Genomic DNA, 15,331 nt, shown 5'->3' with positions numbered 1-15,331 from the left:
GTGGCGTCGATTTGGTAGCAGTCCCGGGGCCGGGCGTAGGCGAACCGCCGGAACGAGCTGCGCGGTCGTTTCGCCGGGTTCCGGTCGAGCAGGTCATGCCGGGCAAGGACCCGGTTGATCGTCGAGCGCGATGGCACCCGCCACGTCGGACCGGTAGCGGCATGCACCTCGATCAGGGCATCGCGGATGAAGTCAGCCCCGTTGTCCAGGCCGAGTTCGGCCCGCAGCTTGCAGATCCAGGCGTCCAACTCCGGTGGCGTCACCCGCGGACTACGGTGCGGCCGCCGCGACCGCGCATGCCACTCGCCTACGTCCCGGATCCGCGCCTGATGCCGATACACCGTACGCACCGACACACCATGCTCACGCGCGAACTCCGCCACGTTGATCCGCACCCCAGCAGCCAACTGGGCATCGAGCAGGTTCATGACATGCCGCCGAGAAGCCATGCCAGGCACCCTGAACCAGGACACCCAAGATCCCTACCAGCTGACACATGTATCGGGACTTCACCACTGACAGATGTCATGGGACTGAATAGTTCTGCGCTAACGGAAAGTGTCCAAGATCTGCGCGTTCAGATCCCGGGCCGGCCGCCGGCGCGAGTTGGTTCTCCGGAACGCAGCGGCTCGGCGGACGGCACTACCTCCGTGGACGGCGCAGGCTCGGCGGCCTCCAGACGGTGGGCACGTCGACGCAGCCACCACGTGCTGCCCAGGCCGGCCAGCACCGCGAGAACGAGGCCGGCCCAGGAGATGTCCTTGAGCCAGTGCTCGGCCGCCCGACCGACGCTGAACAGCAGGTACGTGGTGCCGAACGCCCAGACCAGCCCGCCGGCGGCGTTGGCCACCAGGAACCGCCGGTACGGCACGTGCAGGGCCCCGGCGAGCGGGCCGGCCAGGATGCGCAGCAGCGCCACGAACCGACCGAAGAACACCGCCCACACACCGTGCCGGGCGAAGCTCTGCTCGGCTCGGGCGAGTTGGGCGGGGCCGAGATGACGGGGGAAACGTCGGCCCAGCCGGGCGAGCAGCGGACGGCCCCCGCGACGACCCACCGCGTACCCGATGGAGTCACCCACGACCGCTCCGGCCGCGGCGGCCGTCGCCACCCACTCGGGTTCCACCACTCCGGTGGCCGCGAGCAGTGCGGAGCTGACCAGGACGATCTCGCCGGGCAGGGGCACGCCCATGCTCTCCACGCCGATCACCCCGGCGACGAGCAGGTAGACCGCGATCGGCGGCAGCGACACGAGCCAGTGCTGAACGTCGAACACGGGTGACCCTCCTCCGGCCGGGCCTCGAACCCTACCCGCGGTCGACGCGGCGGACCGGTCCCTCGACTGCTGCCGCACATTCTGTAACGCGTCCTAGGAGGCTAGGGGTGAGGGGTGGCGGGCGGGGCCGGCCGGGTTGCGCAAATAGCAAGACGGACGTACGGTTTTGTTTGAGAGCAGAATCGGCGGTAAGTGCTACCTAACCTCGGCGGCGCCCCGGCCGGTGCGACAGACTGCTCAGGACTACTCACGGTCGCTGGTGTGAAGGAGTACGACGTGGCGAGCCTCGACACCTTCGGTGCGAAGACCCAGCTACGCGTCGGAGACGCGAGCTACGAGATTTTCAAGATCGACAAGGTGGACGGCCACGACCGGCTGCCGTACAGCCTGAAGATCCTGCTGGAGAACCTGCTGCGGACCGAGGACGGCGCGAACATCACCGCCGACCACATCCAGCAGCTCGGCGGGTGGGACCCGACCGCCGATCCGAGCGTGGAGATCCAGTTCACCCCGGCGCGGGTGCTGATGCAGGACTTCACCGGCGTGCCCTGCGTGGTCGACCTGGCCACCATGCGCGAGGCCGTCCGCGAGCTGGGCGGCGACGCCACCAGGGTGAACCCGCTCGCCCCCGCCGAGCTGGTCATCGACCACTCGGTCATCGCCGACCTGTTCGGCCGCGAGGACGCGTTCGCCCGCAACGTCGAGCTGGAGTACGAGCGCAACAAGGAGCGCTACCAGTTCCTGCGCTGGGGCCAGACCGCGTTCAACGAGTTCAAGGTCGTCCCGCCGGGCACCGGCATCGTGCACCAGGTCAACATCGAGTACCTGGCTCGTACGATCATGGCGCGCGCAGAGGCGTCTGGAGTCATGCAGGCGTACCCGGACACCGTGGTCGGCACCGACTCGCACACCACGATGGTCAACGGCCTGGGCGTGCTGGGCTGGGGCGTCGGCGGCATCGAGGCCGAGGCCGCGATGCTCGGCCAGCCGGTCAGCATGCTGATCCCCCGGGTCGTCGGCTTCAAGCTCTCCGGCGAGATGCCGGCCGGCACCACCGCCACCGACCTGGTGCTGACCATCACCGAGATGCTGCGCAAGCACGGCGTGGTCGGCAAGTTCGTCGAGTTCTACGGCCCCGGCGTGAGCGCCGTGCCGCTGGCCAACCGGGCCACCATCGGCAACATGTCGCCGGAGTACGGCTCCACCGTGGCGATCTTCCCGATCGACGCGGAGACGATCCGCTACCTGGAGCTGACCGGCCGCGACGCCGCGCAGGTCGCGCTCGTCGAGGCGTACGCCAAGGAGCAGGGTCTCTGGCACGACCCGGCGGCCGAGCCGTCGTACTCGGAGCGCCTGGAGCTGGACCTGGGCACCATCGAGCCGTCGCTCGCCGGCCCGAAGCGCCCCCAGGACCGGGTGCCGCTGGGCAGCGCCAAGACGCTGTTCCGCTCGGCGCTGACCGACTACGTCGCCGACGACTCCACCGGCGAGCGTGACCTCAAGCCGAGCGTGGCCCGCGAGGAGCTGCCGCGCGGCGCGAACGGCCCGGCCGACGAGGCCAGCGCCGAGTCGTTCCCGGCCAGCGACCCGCCGGCCAACGAGTTCAGCGACCCGGCCGACGAGCCGCGCGACCTGGAGACCGCGGCCACCGGCGCGGGCGGGCGGGCCAGCAACCCGATCCGGGTCACCGGCACCGACGGCGTCGAGTACGAGCTGGACCACGGCGCCGTGGTGATCGCGGCCATCACCTCCTGCACCAACACGTCCAACCCGCAGGTGATGATCGGCGCGGCCCTGCTGGCCCGCAACGCGGTCGAGAAGGGCCTGACCCGCAAGCCGTGGGTGAAGACCACCCTGGCCCCGGGCTCGAAGGTCGTCATGGACTACTACGAGCGGGCCGGTCTCACGCCGTACCTGGACAAGCTCGGCTTCAACCTGGTCGGCTACGGCTGCACGACCTGCATCGGCAACTCGGGTCCGCTGCCCGAGGAGGTGTCCGCCGCGGTCAACGAGCACGACCTTTCGGTCGTCTCGGTGCTCTCTGGCAACCGCAACTTCGAGGGCCGGATCAACCCGGACGTCAAGATGAACTACCTGGCGTCCCCGCCGCTGGTCGTCGCGTACGCCCTCGCCGGCACGATGGACATCGACCTGGCCAACGAGCCGATCGGTGAGGACACCGAGGGCAATCCGGTGTACCTGCGGGAGATCTGGCCGAACAGCGCCGAGATCCAGGACGTCATCGCCCAGGCGATCGGGGCGACCGGCTTCAGCGCCGCGTACGCCGACGTCTTCGCCGGTGACGAGCGGTGGCAGTCGCTGCCCACCCCGACCGGCGACACCTTCGCGTGGGACAGCGACTCGACCTACGTGCGTAAGCCCCCGTACTTCGAGGGCATGCAGCAGGAGCCGAGCGCGGTCGTCGACATCTCCGGCGCGCGGGTGCTGGCCAAGCTGGGTGACTCGGTGACCACCGACCACATCTCGCCGGCCGGCGCGATCAAGGCGGACTCCCCCGCCGGCACCTACCTGGCCGAGCACGGCGTGCCGCGCCACGAGTTCAACTCGTACGGCTCGCGCCGGGGCAACCACGAGGTGATGATCCGGGGCACCTTCGCCAACATCCGGCTGCGTAACCAGCTGGTGCCCGGGGTGGAGGGCGGCTTCACCGTCAACCACCTCACCGGCGAGCAGACCTCGATCTACGACGCCTCGATGGCCTACCAGGAGGCCGGCATCCCGCTGGTCATCCTGGCCGGCAAGGAGTACGGCTCGGGCTCGTCGCGGGACTGGGCGGCCAAGGGCACGATGCTGCTGGGCGTCCGGGCGGTCATCGCCGAGTCGTACGAGCGGATCCACCGCTCCAACCTCATCGGCATGGGCGTGCTGCCGCTGCAGTTCCCGGTGGACGTCACCGCCGAGTCGCTGGGCCTCACCGGCACCGAGATGTTCACCATCACCGGTGTGACGGCCCTGAACGACGGCGAGACCCCGCGCACGGTGACGGTCACGACCGACACGGGTGTGGAGTTCGAGGCCGTCGTGCGGATCGACACCCCGGGTGAGGCGGACTACTACCGCCACGGCGGCATCCTGCAGTACGTGCTGCGCCGCATGATCGCCAACTGACGTACCGACGTTTCGCAGGCTCCCTCCCGCTTCGGCGGGAGGGAGCCTGCGTTGTTCCCGGGTAGCTCCTCGGGACGTAGCGCCGGCCAACCTCTCACCTAGCCAATCCATGGGCCATCATGTTGACCATGGAAGAGCCCTTCGTGCTGCAGCCGCCAGGAACAAGCTGCCACTGGGCACTGCACCCTCCAACCGACCCCTACGACGACGGCTACGTCCTCGCTGTGCGATCAGAGATCTCCGACGAGGGCATGACAGCGAAGACGAGCGCCACGTTGGCGGGTCGGTGGGCGCCCGAGCACGAGACTCTGGGGTGGTTCTTTCAGTCTCTAGCAGACGACTGGCAGGGCTGGGAGGGCAAACGAGATTGGTGCTCGCTCGGTGGTGAGATGGAGATAGATGCGCACCACGACGGGCGGGGCCAGGTAGCCATCGGCGTGACGCTGAGGCGTGCTCGGCAGGCGTTCGCCGACGATGCCTGGTCGGCCCGGACGGTCTTGACGGTCGAAGCTGGCGAGGAGATGACCAGACTGGCAGCCGACATTCGTCATTTCCTCGGCGGATAGGGCCGGTCAGGCGGTACAGCCCTCCGTCTTACCGCGCCGCTCTCCCTCGACCCGGCGACCCGGAGTGCGCCGGGCGAGGAGATCGCGCCGATCTTGCAGTTTCTGTTGTCCAGATGAGTGAGATACCCCCTTTTGCCGGGACAGAAAGTGCAAGATCGCGGAGCCGGGGGCGGAGCGGGCGGCGGGGCGGGGGGTGGGGGGTGGGGGTGGTTCGTTAGCGGGACAGCTCGGTCGCTCGCTCCAGCAGTGCGCGGCGCTCGGCGGCTGAGCCGACCGTCGCCGCCGCCGCCTGGAACAGGGTGACCGCGCGGCTCCGTTCGCCCAGCCGGGCCACCAGGTCGGCCTCCACCGCCCCGGCGAGCGGGTTGCCGGACAGCCCACCCTCGGAACGCGCCTCGTCGAGCAGGCCCAACCCGGCGGCCGGCCCGTACGCGTAGCCGTGCGCGACCGCACGGTTGAGCGCGATCACCGGTGAGGGCCGGATACCCGCCAGCGCGTCGTAGGCCCGCGCGATCGTGGGCCAGTCGGTGGCGTCGACGGACGTCGCGGTGGCGTGGCAGGCCGCGATCCGGGCCTGCCACGCGTACGGCCCGTCATCGCGTACCCGAGCAAGAGCCGCCTGGCCCTCGGCGATGGCCGCGCGGTCCCACCGCGCGCGGTCCTGCCGGGCAAGGGTGAGCAGGTTGCCCGCCGCGTCCCGACGGGCGTCCCGGCGGGAGTGCTGGAACAGCAGCAGCGCCCGCAGCGCCGCGACCTCGGACTGCTCCGGCATCAACCCGTCCAGCAGCCGGGCCAGCCGCACGGCCTCGTCGGCGAACGCCGGTTCGCCGTCGGGGACGTAGCCTCGGGTGAAGAGCAGGTACAGCACGGCGAGCACGCCCGGCAGCCGTTCGGCCAGCGCCGGCCCGGTCGGCACCCGGTACGGGATGCCGGCCTGCGCGATCCGGGTCCGGGCCCGGGTCAGCCGGCGGGTCATCGTCGACTCGCTGACCAGCAGGAGGCGGGCGATGTCGGCGGTCGGCACCCCGCAGACGGTCCGCAGCGTCAGCGCCACCCGGGCGTCGAGGGCGAGCGCCGGGTGGCAGCAGGTGAAGACGAGTCTCAAGCGGTCGTCCTCGACGTCGTGCTCGGGGCGCGCGTCGGTCGGCGCGAGCAGCGCCAGGTCGTGCAGCTTGCGGCGCTCCACGCTGGCCCGACGCAGCACGTCAAGCGCCCGGTTGCGGGCCACCGTCATGAGCCAGCCACCGGGATTGACCGGCACGCCGTCGCCGGGCCAGCGTTCCAGCGCGGCGGCCAGGGACTCCTGGGCGCAGTCCTCGGCCAACGCCCAGTCCCCGGTCACTCGGATCAGGGTCGCGACGATCCGGGGGTACGCGTCCACGCCGGCGGCCGCGACGGCCCGCGCCGCCGCGGCCGAGCCGACGCGGTCGGGCGCACCGGTCGTGGTGTCGGTGCGGGTCATCCGCTCAGCTGGACTGGGCGCCGAACGGGCGCAGCTCCAGCCGCCCCTCCCGGGCCATCGGGTGGGTACGGGCCACCTCGATCGCCTCGTCCACGTCGGCGCAGTCGAGCAGGTCGAAGCCCACGATCACCTCGGCGGTCTCCGCGAACGGGCCCTCGGACACCAGCAGCTCACCGTCACGGACCCGGACCGTGGTGGCCGCACTGGTCGGCGCCAGCACGTTGCCGGTCAGGCGGCGGCCCCGGGCGTCGTTGTCGGCCACCCACTTGTGGATGTCGGGCAGCTCGGTCGGGTCGGTGTCCGGTGCGGTGTCGCTGCAGACGAACATCATGAACTTCATTGGTCGCTCCCACTCTCTCGGGTTGTCGTCAGCATGACGAGCGGGCAGGAGCGATCCGGACAGCGTCCCGGAGAAAACCTCGATCAGTCTCCGCTGGCGGCGCGGCGACGGGCCTCGCGGGTCTTCATGGCGTGCTCCATGAGGGTCACCAGCACCTCCTTGCTGGACTCCCGCTGACGCGCGTCGCAGAGCAGCACCGGTACGCCCGGGTCGAGGTTCAGCGCGGTCTGCACCTCGTCGAGCCGGTACTGACGCGCGCCCTCGAAGCAGTTGACCGCCACGACGAACGGGGTGCCCCGGCCCTCGAAGTAGTCGATCGACGGGAAGCAGTCGGCCAGCCGACGGGTGTCGGCCAGGACGACCGCGCCGATCGCGCCCAACGCCAGCTCGTCCCAGACGAACCAGAACCGGTCCTGACCGGGCGTGCCGAACAGGTAGAGCACGAGGTCGTCGCTGATGGTGATCCGGCCGAAGTCCATCGCCACCGTGGTGGTGGTCTTGCCCTCCACCCCGGACAGGTCGTCGATGCCGACGCCGGTCTCGGTCAGCACCTCCTCGGTGCGCAACGGCCGGGTCTCGCTCACCGCTCCGACCATGGTGGTCTTGCCCACGCCGAAACCACCGGCGACCAGGATCTTGATCGCGGTGGGCAGTGGCGTCGCTCCCGCCGGCCGGTCAGAGTGCCCGTAGTCCATTGATTACCGCCTCGAAGATGCTGTTGTCGGGAAGGCCGGCCGTGGTGCGCGGCTCGCGTACCTGCACGAGGTTGCGGGCCGCCAGGTCGCCGAGGAGCACCCGAATGGTTCCCACCGGCAGGTCGAGGTGGGCCGCGATCTCGGCGACGGACTGTATTCGCTGGCACAGGCCGACGATCGCCAGGTGCTCAGGACCGATCCCGACCTCCGGCGTCACGTCGGCGCGGGTCGCGGTGACCAGGGAGATCAGGTCGAACGTGCCGGTGACCGGGCGGGCCCGCCCACGTGTCACCGCGTACGGGCGCACCACCGGGCCCGCATGGTCATCCACCCACTGATGCTCTGCGGACTCTCCCTGCACCGTCATGGCCGTTACCTCTCGCCAGCCGACTGGTCGGCGCTCCGCGACGGGGAGGCCACGTACTTGCCGACGCGGGTGACGAGCATCGCCATCTCGTACGCGATGAGACCGACGTCGGCGTCCTCGGTGGCGAGGACGGCCAGGCAGGCGTTGCGGCCGGCGGCGGTCACGAACAGGAAGGACGACTGCATCTCGATGATGGTCTGCTGCACCTGCCCGCCGCCGAAGCGCTTGCCGGCGCCCCGGGCCAGGCTCTGGATACCGGCCGCCATCGCCGCGAGGTGCTCGCCGTCGTCCCGGCTCAGCCCCTGCGAGGAAGCCATCAACAACCCGTCGGTGGAGAGCGCGACCGCATGCTCGGCCTGCTTCACCCGGCCCACCAGATCATCCAGCAACCACGTCAGGTCGGCACTCGAAGCCGTCTTCTGGGCCACTTCGTCGTCCTCTTCTCGCCCGGCAGTTGCGCCGTATTCGTCTTGGGCTTGACCGTCACACCACGCGGGAACCCGCAGCGCCGGTGCTCGGTCAGGTGGCTTGCGGTTCCTCGTCGGTCGAGTCGGGCGTCGCGCCCGACGCGCCGCCGAGCAGTCGCGCCGCGTCGGTCCGCCCGCGCCGGGTGCCGGTCTGATAGGAGCTCATCATCCGGCGTACCTGCTCGGGTGGCCGTACCACGTCCTCCTCGTCGGACTCGGTCGCCGCCGGGTCGTCGCGCAGCTCGGGCACGATGTTCGCCTGGCGGACGCGAACCGGCAGGCCGGAGCCGGTGCGGTCCGTCTCGGCCCGCGCCGGGACCGGACCGCCGTCGGCGCTCGGCTCGCCGCCACCGGCGCCGACCCGCTCCACGGCGGGCAGGCCGGTCGGCACCGTCGGGCCCTCCAGGGCCGGCTGGCCCGGGACACGCCGGGCCCGCGTGGGCAGGTCCGCCGCCGCGGTCCGCTGGCGGGTGGGGAGTACGACGTCCTTGTCGCCCTCGTCCGTCTGCTCGGTGGTGGTACTGCTCTCGGTCAGCGCCGGTGCGACCGGGGTGACCGGCTGCGGGGCGCCTGCCGCGCTGGTGTCCATCGCCGCGGTGGCGACCGCGACCGTCGAGAGGCTGGCGGGACGACCGCCCTCGACGGAGCCGGCCGCGGTCGGGCCGGCCGGCAGCGCGATGGCCGTCGGGCCGGCCGGGATCGCGCCGGAGTTCTCCGGGTCGGTACCGTTCGCCGTGATCAGCTCCAGCGGGATGAGGACGACGGCGGTGGTGCCGCCGTACGCCGATTCCTTGAGGCGGACCCGCACGCCGTGTCGTTCGGTCAGCCGGCTCACCACGTAGAGGCCGAGGCGGGCGGCGTTGGCCAGGTTCAGCTCGGACTGGTCGACGATGCGGTGGTTCGCCGCCGCCAGGTCCTCCTCGCTCATGCCGAGGCCCCGGTCCTCGATCTCGATGGCGAACCCGTTCGCCACGAGCTGGCCGCGGACCTCCACGGTGGTGTGCGGCGGCGAGAACGACAGGCCGTTCTCGATCAGCTCGGCGAGCAGGTGGATGATGTCGCCGACCGCCCGGCCGGCGAGCGAGACAGCGCCCAGCGGCAGCACGTTGACGCGGGTGTAGTCCTCCACCTCGGCCACCGCGCCGCGCACGACGTCCACCATCGGGACGTTGCGCCGCCAGGCCCGGCCCGGGGTGGAGCCGGAGAGCACGATCAGGTTCTCCGCGTTACGCCGCATCCGGGTGGCCAGGTGGTCGACCCGGAACAGGTCCTCCAGCTCCTCCGCGTCGTGCTCGCGCCGCTCCATCGCGTCGAGCAGGGTGAGCTGGCGGTGAACCAGCGCCTGCGTACGTCGGGCCAGGCTGAGGAATACCTCGCGGACGTTGCGGCGCAGGTCGGCCTGCTCGACGGCGGTGCGCAGGGCGGTCTCCTGGACGGCGTTGAACGCCTTGCCGACCTGGCCGATCTCGTCGGTGCCGAACTCCAGCGGGGGCGCTTCGGTGGCGACGTCGACCTCCTCGCCACGGCCGAGCCGAGCGACCACGCGGGGCAGCCGCTCGTCGGCGAGCTGCCAGGCGGCCTCTCGCAGCCGGTCGAGCTGGCGCAGGAGGGTACGGGCCGTGGTGATCGAGACGACGACCGAGGCGATGACGGCGAGCAGCCCCAGGCCGGTGGCGAGCACGAGTCGGACGACGACCATCACGGCCACGCCGGTGGCCCGACCGACGATGTCGTCGCCGCCGTCGACGACGGCGTCGTTCACCTCGGCGAGCGCCGGCTCGACGGTGCCGCGCCACTGTTCGGAGCCGACCGGCAACTGGGTCGCCGGCCGGCCCTCGCGGATGATGCTGTCCTGTACGGCGCGCAGCCGGCTGAACGCCTCGCCCTCGACGAGCTGTCGGTAGCGGCGCTGATCGGCGTCGGCGAGCCGGGCCTGGGTCTCCTCGCCGAGGAACCGCTCGGCGCCGACCAGGCTGACGTAGCGGGCGTACTCGGGACCGCTGATCCGACCGGTGCCGAAGAGGCCGCTGAGCAGCGCGTCCTCCTGCGAGATCAGCTCCTTCATCCGGTTGAGCTGGATCAGGGCGGCCGCGTCGGCGGCGATCTCCTTGTCGTCGAGGCTGCCGGTGACGTCGTAGATCCGGAAGATCGATTCGATGGCGTCCGTGTAGGCATCGGCGGCGGAGATCCGGTCGACCTTGCGGCCGAGCACGTCGGCCCGGGTCTGCTTCAACTCGTCGATCTGCGCGATCGTCTCGTCGAGCTGGACGTCGAGGGCCGAGCTGCCGGCCACGTCGACCTGCCAGTTGCGGACCGAGTCGGCGAAGTCGTCCGCCAGTTGGGTGGCCTTGCGCTGCTCGGCCTCCAGGGCCGCGCGCTGCGCGGCGTCGGGGTTGCTGAGGTACGCCTGGGTCAGCCGCCGCTCGAGCTGAAGCTCCTGCAGCAGGGGTTCGCTGGGCGCGTAGACCTTGCTGTTGAGCAGCTGGACACCGAGCAGGTTGAAACCGTCCCGCAGGGTGACCCACGCCGCGAACATCCAGAGCGCGACCAGGGAGAGCAGCAGGGCGACAACCTTGGTGCGGATACTCGTACCGCGAGAACGCATTGAACCGTCCCAGGCAGGGCGTTGACTCAGCTCATCAACGGGTGATCATGGAGGACGACGTCCCGCCACGGCGGGGCGTACGGGGCTGAGGCTCTGCGTACGCTAGCAGTGTCCACACAACCCCTCAAGTCGCTGTTTTTGTTGCCTGGTAACCACAATCCACCACCGAACGGTCGACCTCGCCCAGATGGGCGGAGGCGAGCCGACAGGCAGCCAGGACAGCCGCACGAACGATCGCGGTAGGACAGTACAGCTCTTTGCCGTACCACAGTGGAGGGTCCGACCGGTCGGACCGCTGGTGGAGATAGGCATGGCCGCGCGCCACCGCGTGGTCGACCCGGGGCGCTCCGGTCGGCACGGCCACCAGCACCTGCAGGGCGTACGCGGTCTCCTCGGCCGTGCCGTCCCACCGCCCCCACGACCCGTCGGCCCGCTGGCTGTCCAGCACCCAACTCCCCGCCCGGTCGAGCGCCTCGGCCGCCACTGGGCCACGACCGAACTCCGCCAGGGCCAGCACGCAGCAGGCCGTCGCGTAGTACGGCGAGGCGTGCCACCGGTCCTGCCAGCGGCCGTCGGCGAGCTGGTGCGCCGGCAGCACGGCGCTGAGCCGGTCGACCGTCCGGTGGTACCGCGCGTCCGCTCCGGGGTGCCCGGTCACATACTGGCCGAACGCGTCCAGCACGTGCGCGTTGGTGGTGACCGAGAAGCCGTCCTCATTGCCCGGCCAGGTGCCGAAGCCGTCCGCCGTCTCGTACGCCCACAGGCCCGCCGGGTCGGCGGGGTGGCCGAGCCGGGCCAGCGCGTCCAACGTGACCGAGGTGGTGTCGGCGTCGGTCGGCAGACCCTCGCCGGTGGCGACGCCCTCGGCGGCGGTGGCCGCGGCCAGGGTGCGCAGCACGCCCGTCGGCGGGTCGAGCGCGACACCCGCACGGCGCAGGCCGCTGAGCACCCAGGCCCGCTCGAACACGGTGATCGGGGTCGGACAGGGCACCGGCCCGTCGCTGTCGCGGATCAGCGTCCGCAGGAACGTGTACGCGGCGGGGCCGGCGTCCGGGCCGGCGACGCTCAGCCAGGCGGCGGTCGCGGCGGGTGACGCGCCGACGGCGATGAGGGTCGGCCCGGCGTCGGCCGGCGTCGCGCCCAGCACCTCGTAGAAGTGGGCCAGCTTCGCCGGCAGCGGCGCCCCGGCGGCGACCGCGCCGCGTACCGCGCGCAGTCGGTCGGGACCGAGCCCGGCGGGCAGCGCGAGCGGTGGGCGGGGCAACCGGTCGGCGACCGCCCGGTTCAACCAGGTCAGCCGCCCGTTGATCGACTCGACCAGGGCGGGAACGATGAGGTCCAGCGCCGGGGTGTCGGGCAGTGCCCGCGCGTGCGTGGCGAGCAGGCGGCCGGTGAGCGCGTCCAGCCCGCGCCGCACCGGGGTGAGCAGGTGCGGACCGGCAGATCCCCCGTCGGCCAGGGCCGCGAGCAGGGCGTCGACGGCGCTGAGGGTGGGCACCAGGGCGTACCCCTCGGGTGGGCCCCACGCGCCGTCGGGGCGTTGCCCGCGCAGCAGGAAGCCGATCCGCTGGTGGTGCCCCGGCAGCCAGGGAGCGTCGGCGACCAGGCGGCCGCTCTCGTACACCGAGGGGGCTACCTGCCCCCACGGTCGCAGCGCCAGGCCGGCGATCAGCTCACGCGCGGCGTCGGTGGCGGGTTGGGCCAGCACGTGCCCCGGGGCCTCACTCATCGCGTGCTCCCCAGAAGTCCGAGAGCTGGTAGAAGCCACCCGTGAAGGAGATCTGCCGGTGCAGGTAGTCCGCCTGGCGGGGGCAGCGCTCGGCGAGGGCCGCCAGGTCGCCCCGGGATCGGCTGGTCAGCTCGGCGAGCCGGGCGTGCACCCGCGCCGGGTCGTCGACCAGCAGCAGGGCGTTCAGGTCGCCCCACTCGGCGTCCCGTTCGTGCGTGGCCAGGTCGTTGACCAGCCGCAGCACCCGCTGCACGCCACGGCCGGCGTCGAGCAGGTCGGTCAACTGGGCGAGGGTCTTGTCGTCGGCGGTGGCGATCCAGTGGGTGGCGTTGACGAAGGAGCAGGCCAGGTTGTCGGCGTTGTCCAGATAGCGGTCCAGGTCCGGCAGGCGCTGCCCGGTGGTCGGGTCGGTCGGCAGGTTCTTCCAGTCCCACTCCCGCGACACGGCGGCGAGCATCCGGGCCAGCTCCTCGCGCCAGATCGGGCGCAGGCGGTGGAACGCCGGCACGTTGGCCAGCTCGTCGCGTAGGTCGGCCAACAGCCGCGCGAGGTGCCGGCCGGGCGGGGGTGCGGCGCCGTCGGCGACCGCCAGGCAGTCGGTGACGATCGCCCGGACGTCGTCGGCCGACCGGGCGAGGTAGTCGACCTGCCAGTCGGCGGCGAAGACCCAGAGCAGGGTACGGGTGGTGATCCGCAGTTCGGCGGCGGTGTGCCACGGCGCGGTGAACGCGATCGCGGTGGCCACCGAGCTGAGCAGCGCGGCGTCGAACGGCGCGGCGTCGAAGAGTTCCGGGTGGGCGGCGGTGACGCCCTGGAGGTCGCGGACGCCTCGTACGGCGAGCGCGCACACCCGGCCCTGCTCGGCGACGGCGTCGGGCCCGGCCTGCACCGGCCACGGCGCGCCGGTCACGAGGCGACCGGACGTTCGACCGGGGTGACGATCAGCTCGGCCCGCTGCTTGGGTTGCAGCGAGGCGCCGAGCCGGGGTGTGAGGCCGACGGGCTCGCGCAACCGGAACCGGAACCGGCTCAGCACGGTGCTGACGATGAGCTGCGCCTCCAGCAGGAACAGGTACTGCCCGAGGCACTGGTGCGGCCCACCCCCGAAGGGGAAGTACGAGTAGCGGTAGCGCCGGCGGGGCTTCTCCGGCGCGAAGCGCTCCGGGTCGAACAGGGTCGGATCGTCCCAGAAGGTCGACATCCGCTGGGTGACGTACGGGCTGACCAGCACGGTGCCACCCGCCTTGATCCGCACACCGCCCAGCACGTCGTCCGCGACGGCGGTACGGGGGATCATCCAACCGGCCGGGTAGAGCCGCAGCATCTCGTCGAGCACCATGCGGCCGTAGCGCAGCTGCGGCAGGTGCTCGCGGCCGACCCGTTCGGAACCGACCACCCGCTCGATCTCGTCGGTCATCAGCTCCGCCACGTCGGGCCGGGACGCCAGCACCGGCCACAGCCAGGAGAGCAGCGCGATCGTGGTCTCGGTGGCGGTGGAGAACATCGCGACCACGTCGCCGCGGATCGCGTACTCGTCGGGCTCGCTGCCGTCGGCGCGCGGCCGGCAGAGGGTGGAGATGATGTCGTCGCCGTCGGTGGGCCGGGCCCGGGCCTCCCGAATGATCGGCAGGACCACCTCGTCGATGGTGCGCACCGCCTCGCGGAAGGGCCGGTCGCCGGGCATCGGCACCGCGTACGGCACGAACGGCACCAGCAGGCGTGGGAGCATCGCGGTGGTGACGGTGTCCAGCGCGGCGCTGATCCGTAGCGCGTCCGGCACCGAGATGCGGTCGGCGAAGAGCACCCGCATGGTGGTCCGGAGCACGATCCGGGTCAGTTCCGCGCCGCCGTCGATCGGGCGGCCGTCGCGGGCCGGCTCCAGCCACTCGTCGACGGCCTCGTTGATCGCCTCGGCCATCCGGTCGACGAGCGTCTCGGCCCGCTTCGCGGTGAACAGGGGTTGCAGCGCTGCGCGGCTGGACTCCCAGATCTCACCCTCGGCGACCAGGATGGCGTCGCCGACGATCCGGCGGACCGGCCGCCACAACAGGCCCTCCCCGTCGCGGGTGTAGTTGGCAACGTTGTCCCTCAGCACTCGTTGCAGGTGCTCGGGATGGCTGACGAGGTAGGGACGGAACGAGCCGAGGTTCAGCCGGACGACGTCGCCACCGGCGGCGTCCGCGAAGCCGACGAGCGCGCCGAGCGGATCTCGGACCAACGCGGGCAGGGCATGACGGAGTGGGATCATCCGGGGTTCGGTGCTGACGGGGGCGGGGCCGGCATCGGACTCCTGGGACATGCGCTGTCTCCTCGTCGCCCCGGCGGCCTGGGCGGTCCACTTCGGCCGGTCGGGACTGTGAAATTTTCACCTTCTGGGCGTCGGAAGCATCTCACCAATTCCGGGACACCTCTAGACCTGTGACCGGTGAGATTCGATCGTCGCCCTAGACGAGCATCGATGTCTGCGCCCCGGTCGGTCCTGAGTGGATAATCAGGAGCCGGCACCGGCGCAGGTCGCACCGGTAGATCGATCCGCCACCGCCGCCGGCCGGTCCGGACGACGACGGTTCCGTGGTCGGTCGTCCACCGGACCCGCCGGGGCGGGCCGCGCCCGGGCAGTCCCAGAGGGCGGGCAGCGCAGTGAGCAAGGACGCACCGGTACCCCCGAATCCGGGCGATGACGGGCACCCTGTGCC

General features: G+C 71.5%; 13 protein-coding genes. 2 read left to right on the top strand and 11 right to left on the bottom strand.

Going from position 1 to position 15,331, the window contains the following annotated elements; genetic code table 11:
- Both ACIA3K_RS05645 and ACIA3K_RS05640 read right to left on the bottom strand, forming a co-directional pair.
- Nucleotides 1-449 (bottom strand): leucine zipper domain-containing protein (locus ACIA3K_RS05645; protein ID WP_396799352.1); only part of this gene is annotated, 449 nt, incomplete at its 3' end.
- Between the two features lie 128 nt (nucleotides 450-577).
- Nucleotides 578-1,276 (bottom strand): DedA family protein, encoded by a 699-nt coding sequence (locus ACIA3K_RS05640; protein ID WP_396799351.1) that lies wholly within the window; start codon nucleotides 1,274-1,276, stop codon nucleotides 578-580.
- A 261-nt stretch (nucleotides 1,277-1,537) separates the two neighbouring features.
- Here ACIA3K_RS05640 and ACIA3K_RS05635 point away from each other — a divergent pair, with 261 nt between their 5' ends.
- Both ACIA3K_RS05635 and ACIA3K_RS05630 read left to right on the top strand, forming a co-directional pair.
- On the top strand, nucleotides 1,538-4,405 hold the full coding sequence (locus ACIA3K_RS05635; protein WP_396799350.1) for an aconitate hydratase: 2,868 nt from the start codon (nucleotides 1,538-1,540) through the stop codon (nucleotides 4,403-4,405).
- A 128-nt stretch (nucleotides 4,406-4,533) separates the two neighbouring features.
- On the top strand, nucleotides 4,534-4,971 hold the full coding sequence (locus tag ACIA3K_RS05630; protein ID WP_396799349.1) for a DUF6228 family protein: 438 nt from the start codon (nucleotides 4,534-4,536) through the stop codon (nucleotides 4,969-4,971).
- A gap of 214 nt (nucleotides 4,972-5,185) precedes the next feature.
- Here the strand turns inward: ACIA3K_RS05630 and ACIA3K_RS05625 are convergent, their stop codons facing one another.
- The 9 genes from ACIA3K_RS05625 to ACIA3K_RS05585 form a co-directional block, all read right to left on the bottom strand.
- Nucleotides 5,186-6,433 (bottom strand): RNA polymerase sigma factor, encoded by a 1,248-nt coding sequence (locus ACIA3K_RS05625; RefSeq protein ID WP_396799348.1) that lies wholly within the window; start codon nucleotides 6,431-6,433, stop codon nucleotides 5,186-5,188.
- A gap of 4 nt (nucleotides 6,434-6,437) precedes the next feature.
- Nucleotides 6,438-6,773, bottom strand: a complete 336-nt coding sequence (locus tag ACIA3K_RS05620; RefSeq protein ID WP_396799347.1) for a YciI family protein — start codon at nucleotides 6,771-6,773, stop codon at nucleotides 6,438-6,440.
- An 83-nt stretch (nucleotides 6,774-6,856) separates the two neighbouring features.
- Nucleotides 6,857-7,468, bottom strand: coding sequence for an ATP/GTP-binding protein (locus tag ACIA3K_RS05615; RefSeq protein WP_355053540.1), 612 nt, complete (start codon nucleotides 7,466-7,468; stop codon nucleotides 6,857-6,859).
- A complete protein-coding gene (locus ACIA3K_RS05610) occupies nucleotides 7,449-7,835 on the bottom strand; it encodes a DUF742 domain-containing protein (protein WP_396799346.1) in 387 nt (128 codons plus the stop codon). Before ACIA3K_RS05610 ends, ACIA3K_RS05615 begins: the two co-directional genes overlap by 20 nt.
- A gap of 5 nt (nucleotides 7,836-7,840) precedes the next feature.
- Nucleotides 7,841-8,263, bottom strand: a complete 423-nt coding sequence (locus tag ACIA3K_RS05605; protein ID WP_355053542.1) for a roadblock/LC7 domain-containing protein — start codon at nucleotides 8,261-8,263, stop codon at nucleotides 7,841-7,843.
- Between the two features lie 91 nt (nucleotides 8,264-8,354).
- Nucleotides 8,355-10,907: a nitrate- and nitrite sensing domain-containing protein gene (locus ACIA3K_RS05600; protein ID WP_396799345.1), complete on the bottom strand. Its 2,553-nt coding sequence runs from the start codon at nucleotides 10,905-10,907 to the stop codon at nucleotides 8,355-8,357.
- Nucleotides 10,908-11,031: 124 nt separating this feature from the next.
- Nucleotides 11,032-12,636: a prenyltransferase gene (locus ACIA3K_RS05595; RefSeq protein ID WP_396799344.1), complete on the bottom strand. Its 1,605-nt coding sequence runs from the start codon at nucleotides 12,634-12,636 to the stop codon at nucleotides 11,032-11,034.
- Nucleotides 12,629-13,546 (bottom strand): terpene synthase family protein, encoded by a 918-nt coding sequence (locus ACIA3K_RS05590; RefSeq protein WP_396799343.1) that lies wholly within the window; start codon nucleotides 13,544-13,546, stop codon nucleotides 12,629-12,631. The genes ACIA3K_RS05595 and ACIA3K_RS05590 overlap by 8 nt, the downstream gene beginning before the upstream one ends.
- On the bottom strand, nucleotides 13,543-14,880 hold the full coding sequence (locus tag ACIA3K_RS05585) for a cytochrome P450 (RefSeq protein ID WP_396799377.1): 1,338 nt from the start codon (nucleotides 14,878-14,880) through the stop codon (nucleotides 13,543-13,545). The genes ACIA3K_RS05590 and ACIA3K_RS05585 overlap by 4 nt, the downstream gene beginning before the upstream one ends.
- Nucleotides 14,881-15,331: the final 451 nt, after the last annotated feature.

Origin of the sequence: Micromonospora sp. NPDC051543, assembly GCF_044454415.1 — a bacterium.
In the GTDB taxonomy this organism is placed as follows: Bacteria; Actinomycetota; Actinomycetes; order Mycobacteriales; family Micromonosporaceae; genus Micromonospora.
This window is presented reverse-complemented; position numbering and strand designations above follow the sequence as displayed.

What these genes read in the sequence shown, in the direction of transcription:
- ACIA3K_RS05630 (WP_396799349.1), top strand. Translation starts at nt 4,534, where the DNA reads ATGGAAGAGCCCTTCGTGCTGCAGCCGCCAGGAACAAGCTGCCACTGG.
- ACIA3K_RS05625 (WP_396799348.1), bottom strand. Translation starts at nt 6,433, where the DNA reads ATGACCCGCACCGACACCACGACCGGTGCGCCCGACCGCGTCGGCTCG.
- ACIA3K_RS05620 (WP_396799347.1), bottom strand. Translation starts at nt 6,773, where the DNA reads ATGAAGTTCATGATGTTCGTCTGCAGCGACACCGCACCGGACACCGAC.
- ACIA3K_RS05615 (WP_355053540.1), bottom strand. Translation starts at nt 7,468, where the DNA reads ATGGACTACGGGCACTCTGACCGGCCGGCGGGAGCGACGCCACTGCCC.
- ACIA3K_RS05610 (WP_396799346.1), bottom strand. Translation starts at nt 7,835, where the DNA reads ATGACGGTGCAGGGAGAGTCCGCAGAGCATCAGTGGGTGGATGACCAT.
- ACIA3K_RS05600 (WP_396799345.1), bottom strand. Translation starts at nt 10,907, where the DNA reads ATGCGTTCTCGCGGTACGAGTATCCGCACCAAGGTTGTCGCCCTGCTG.
- ACIA3K_RS05595 (WP_396799344.1), bottom strand. Translation starts at nt 12,636, where the DNA reads ATGAGTGAGGCCCCGGGGCACGTGCTGGCCCAACCCGCCACCGACGCC.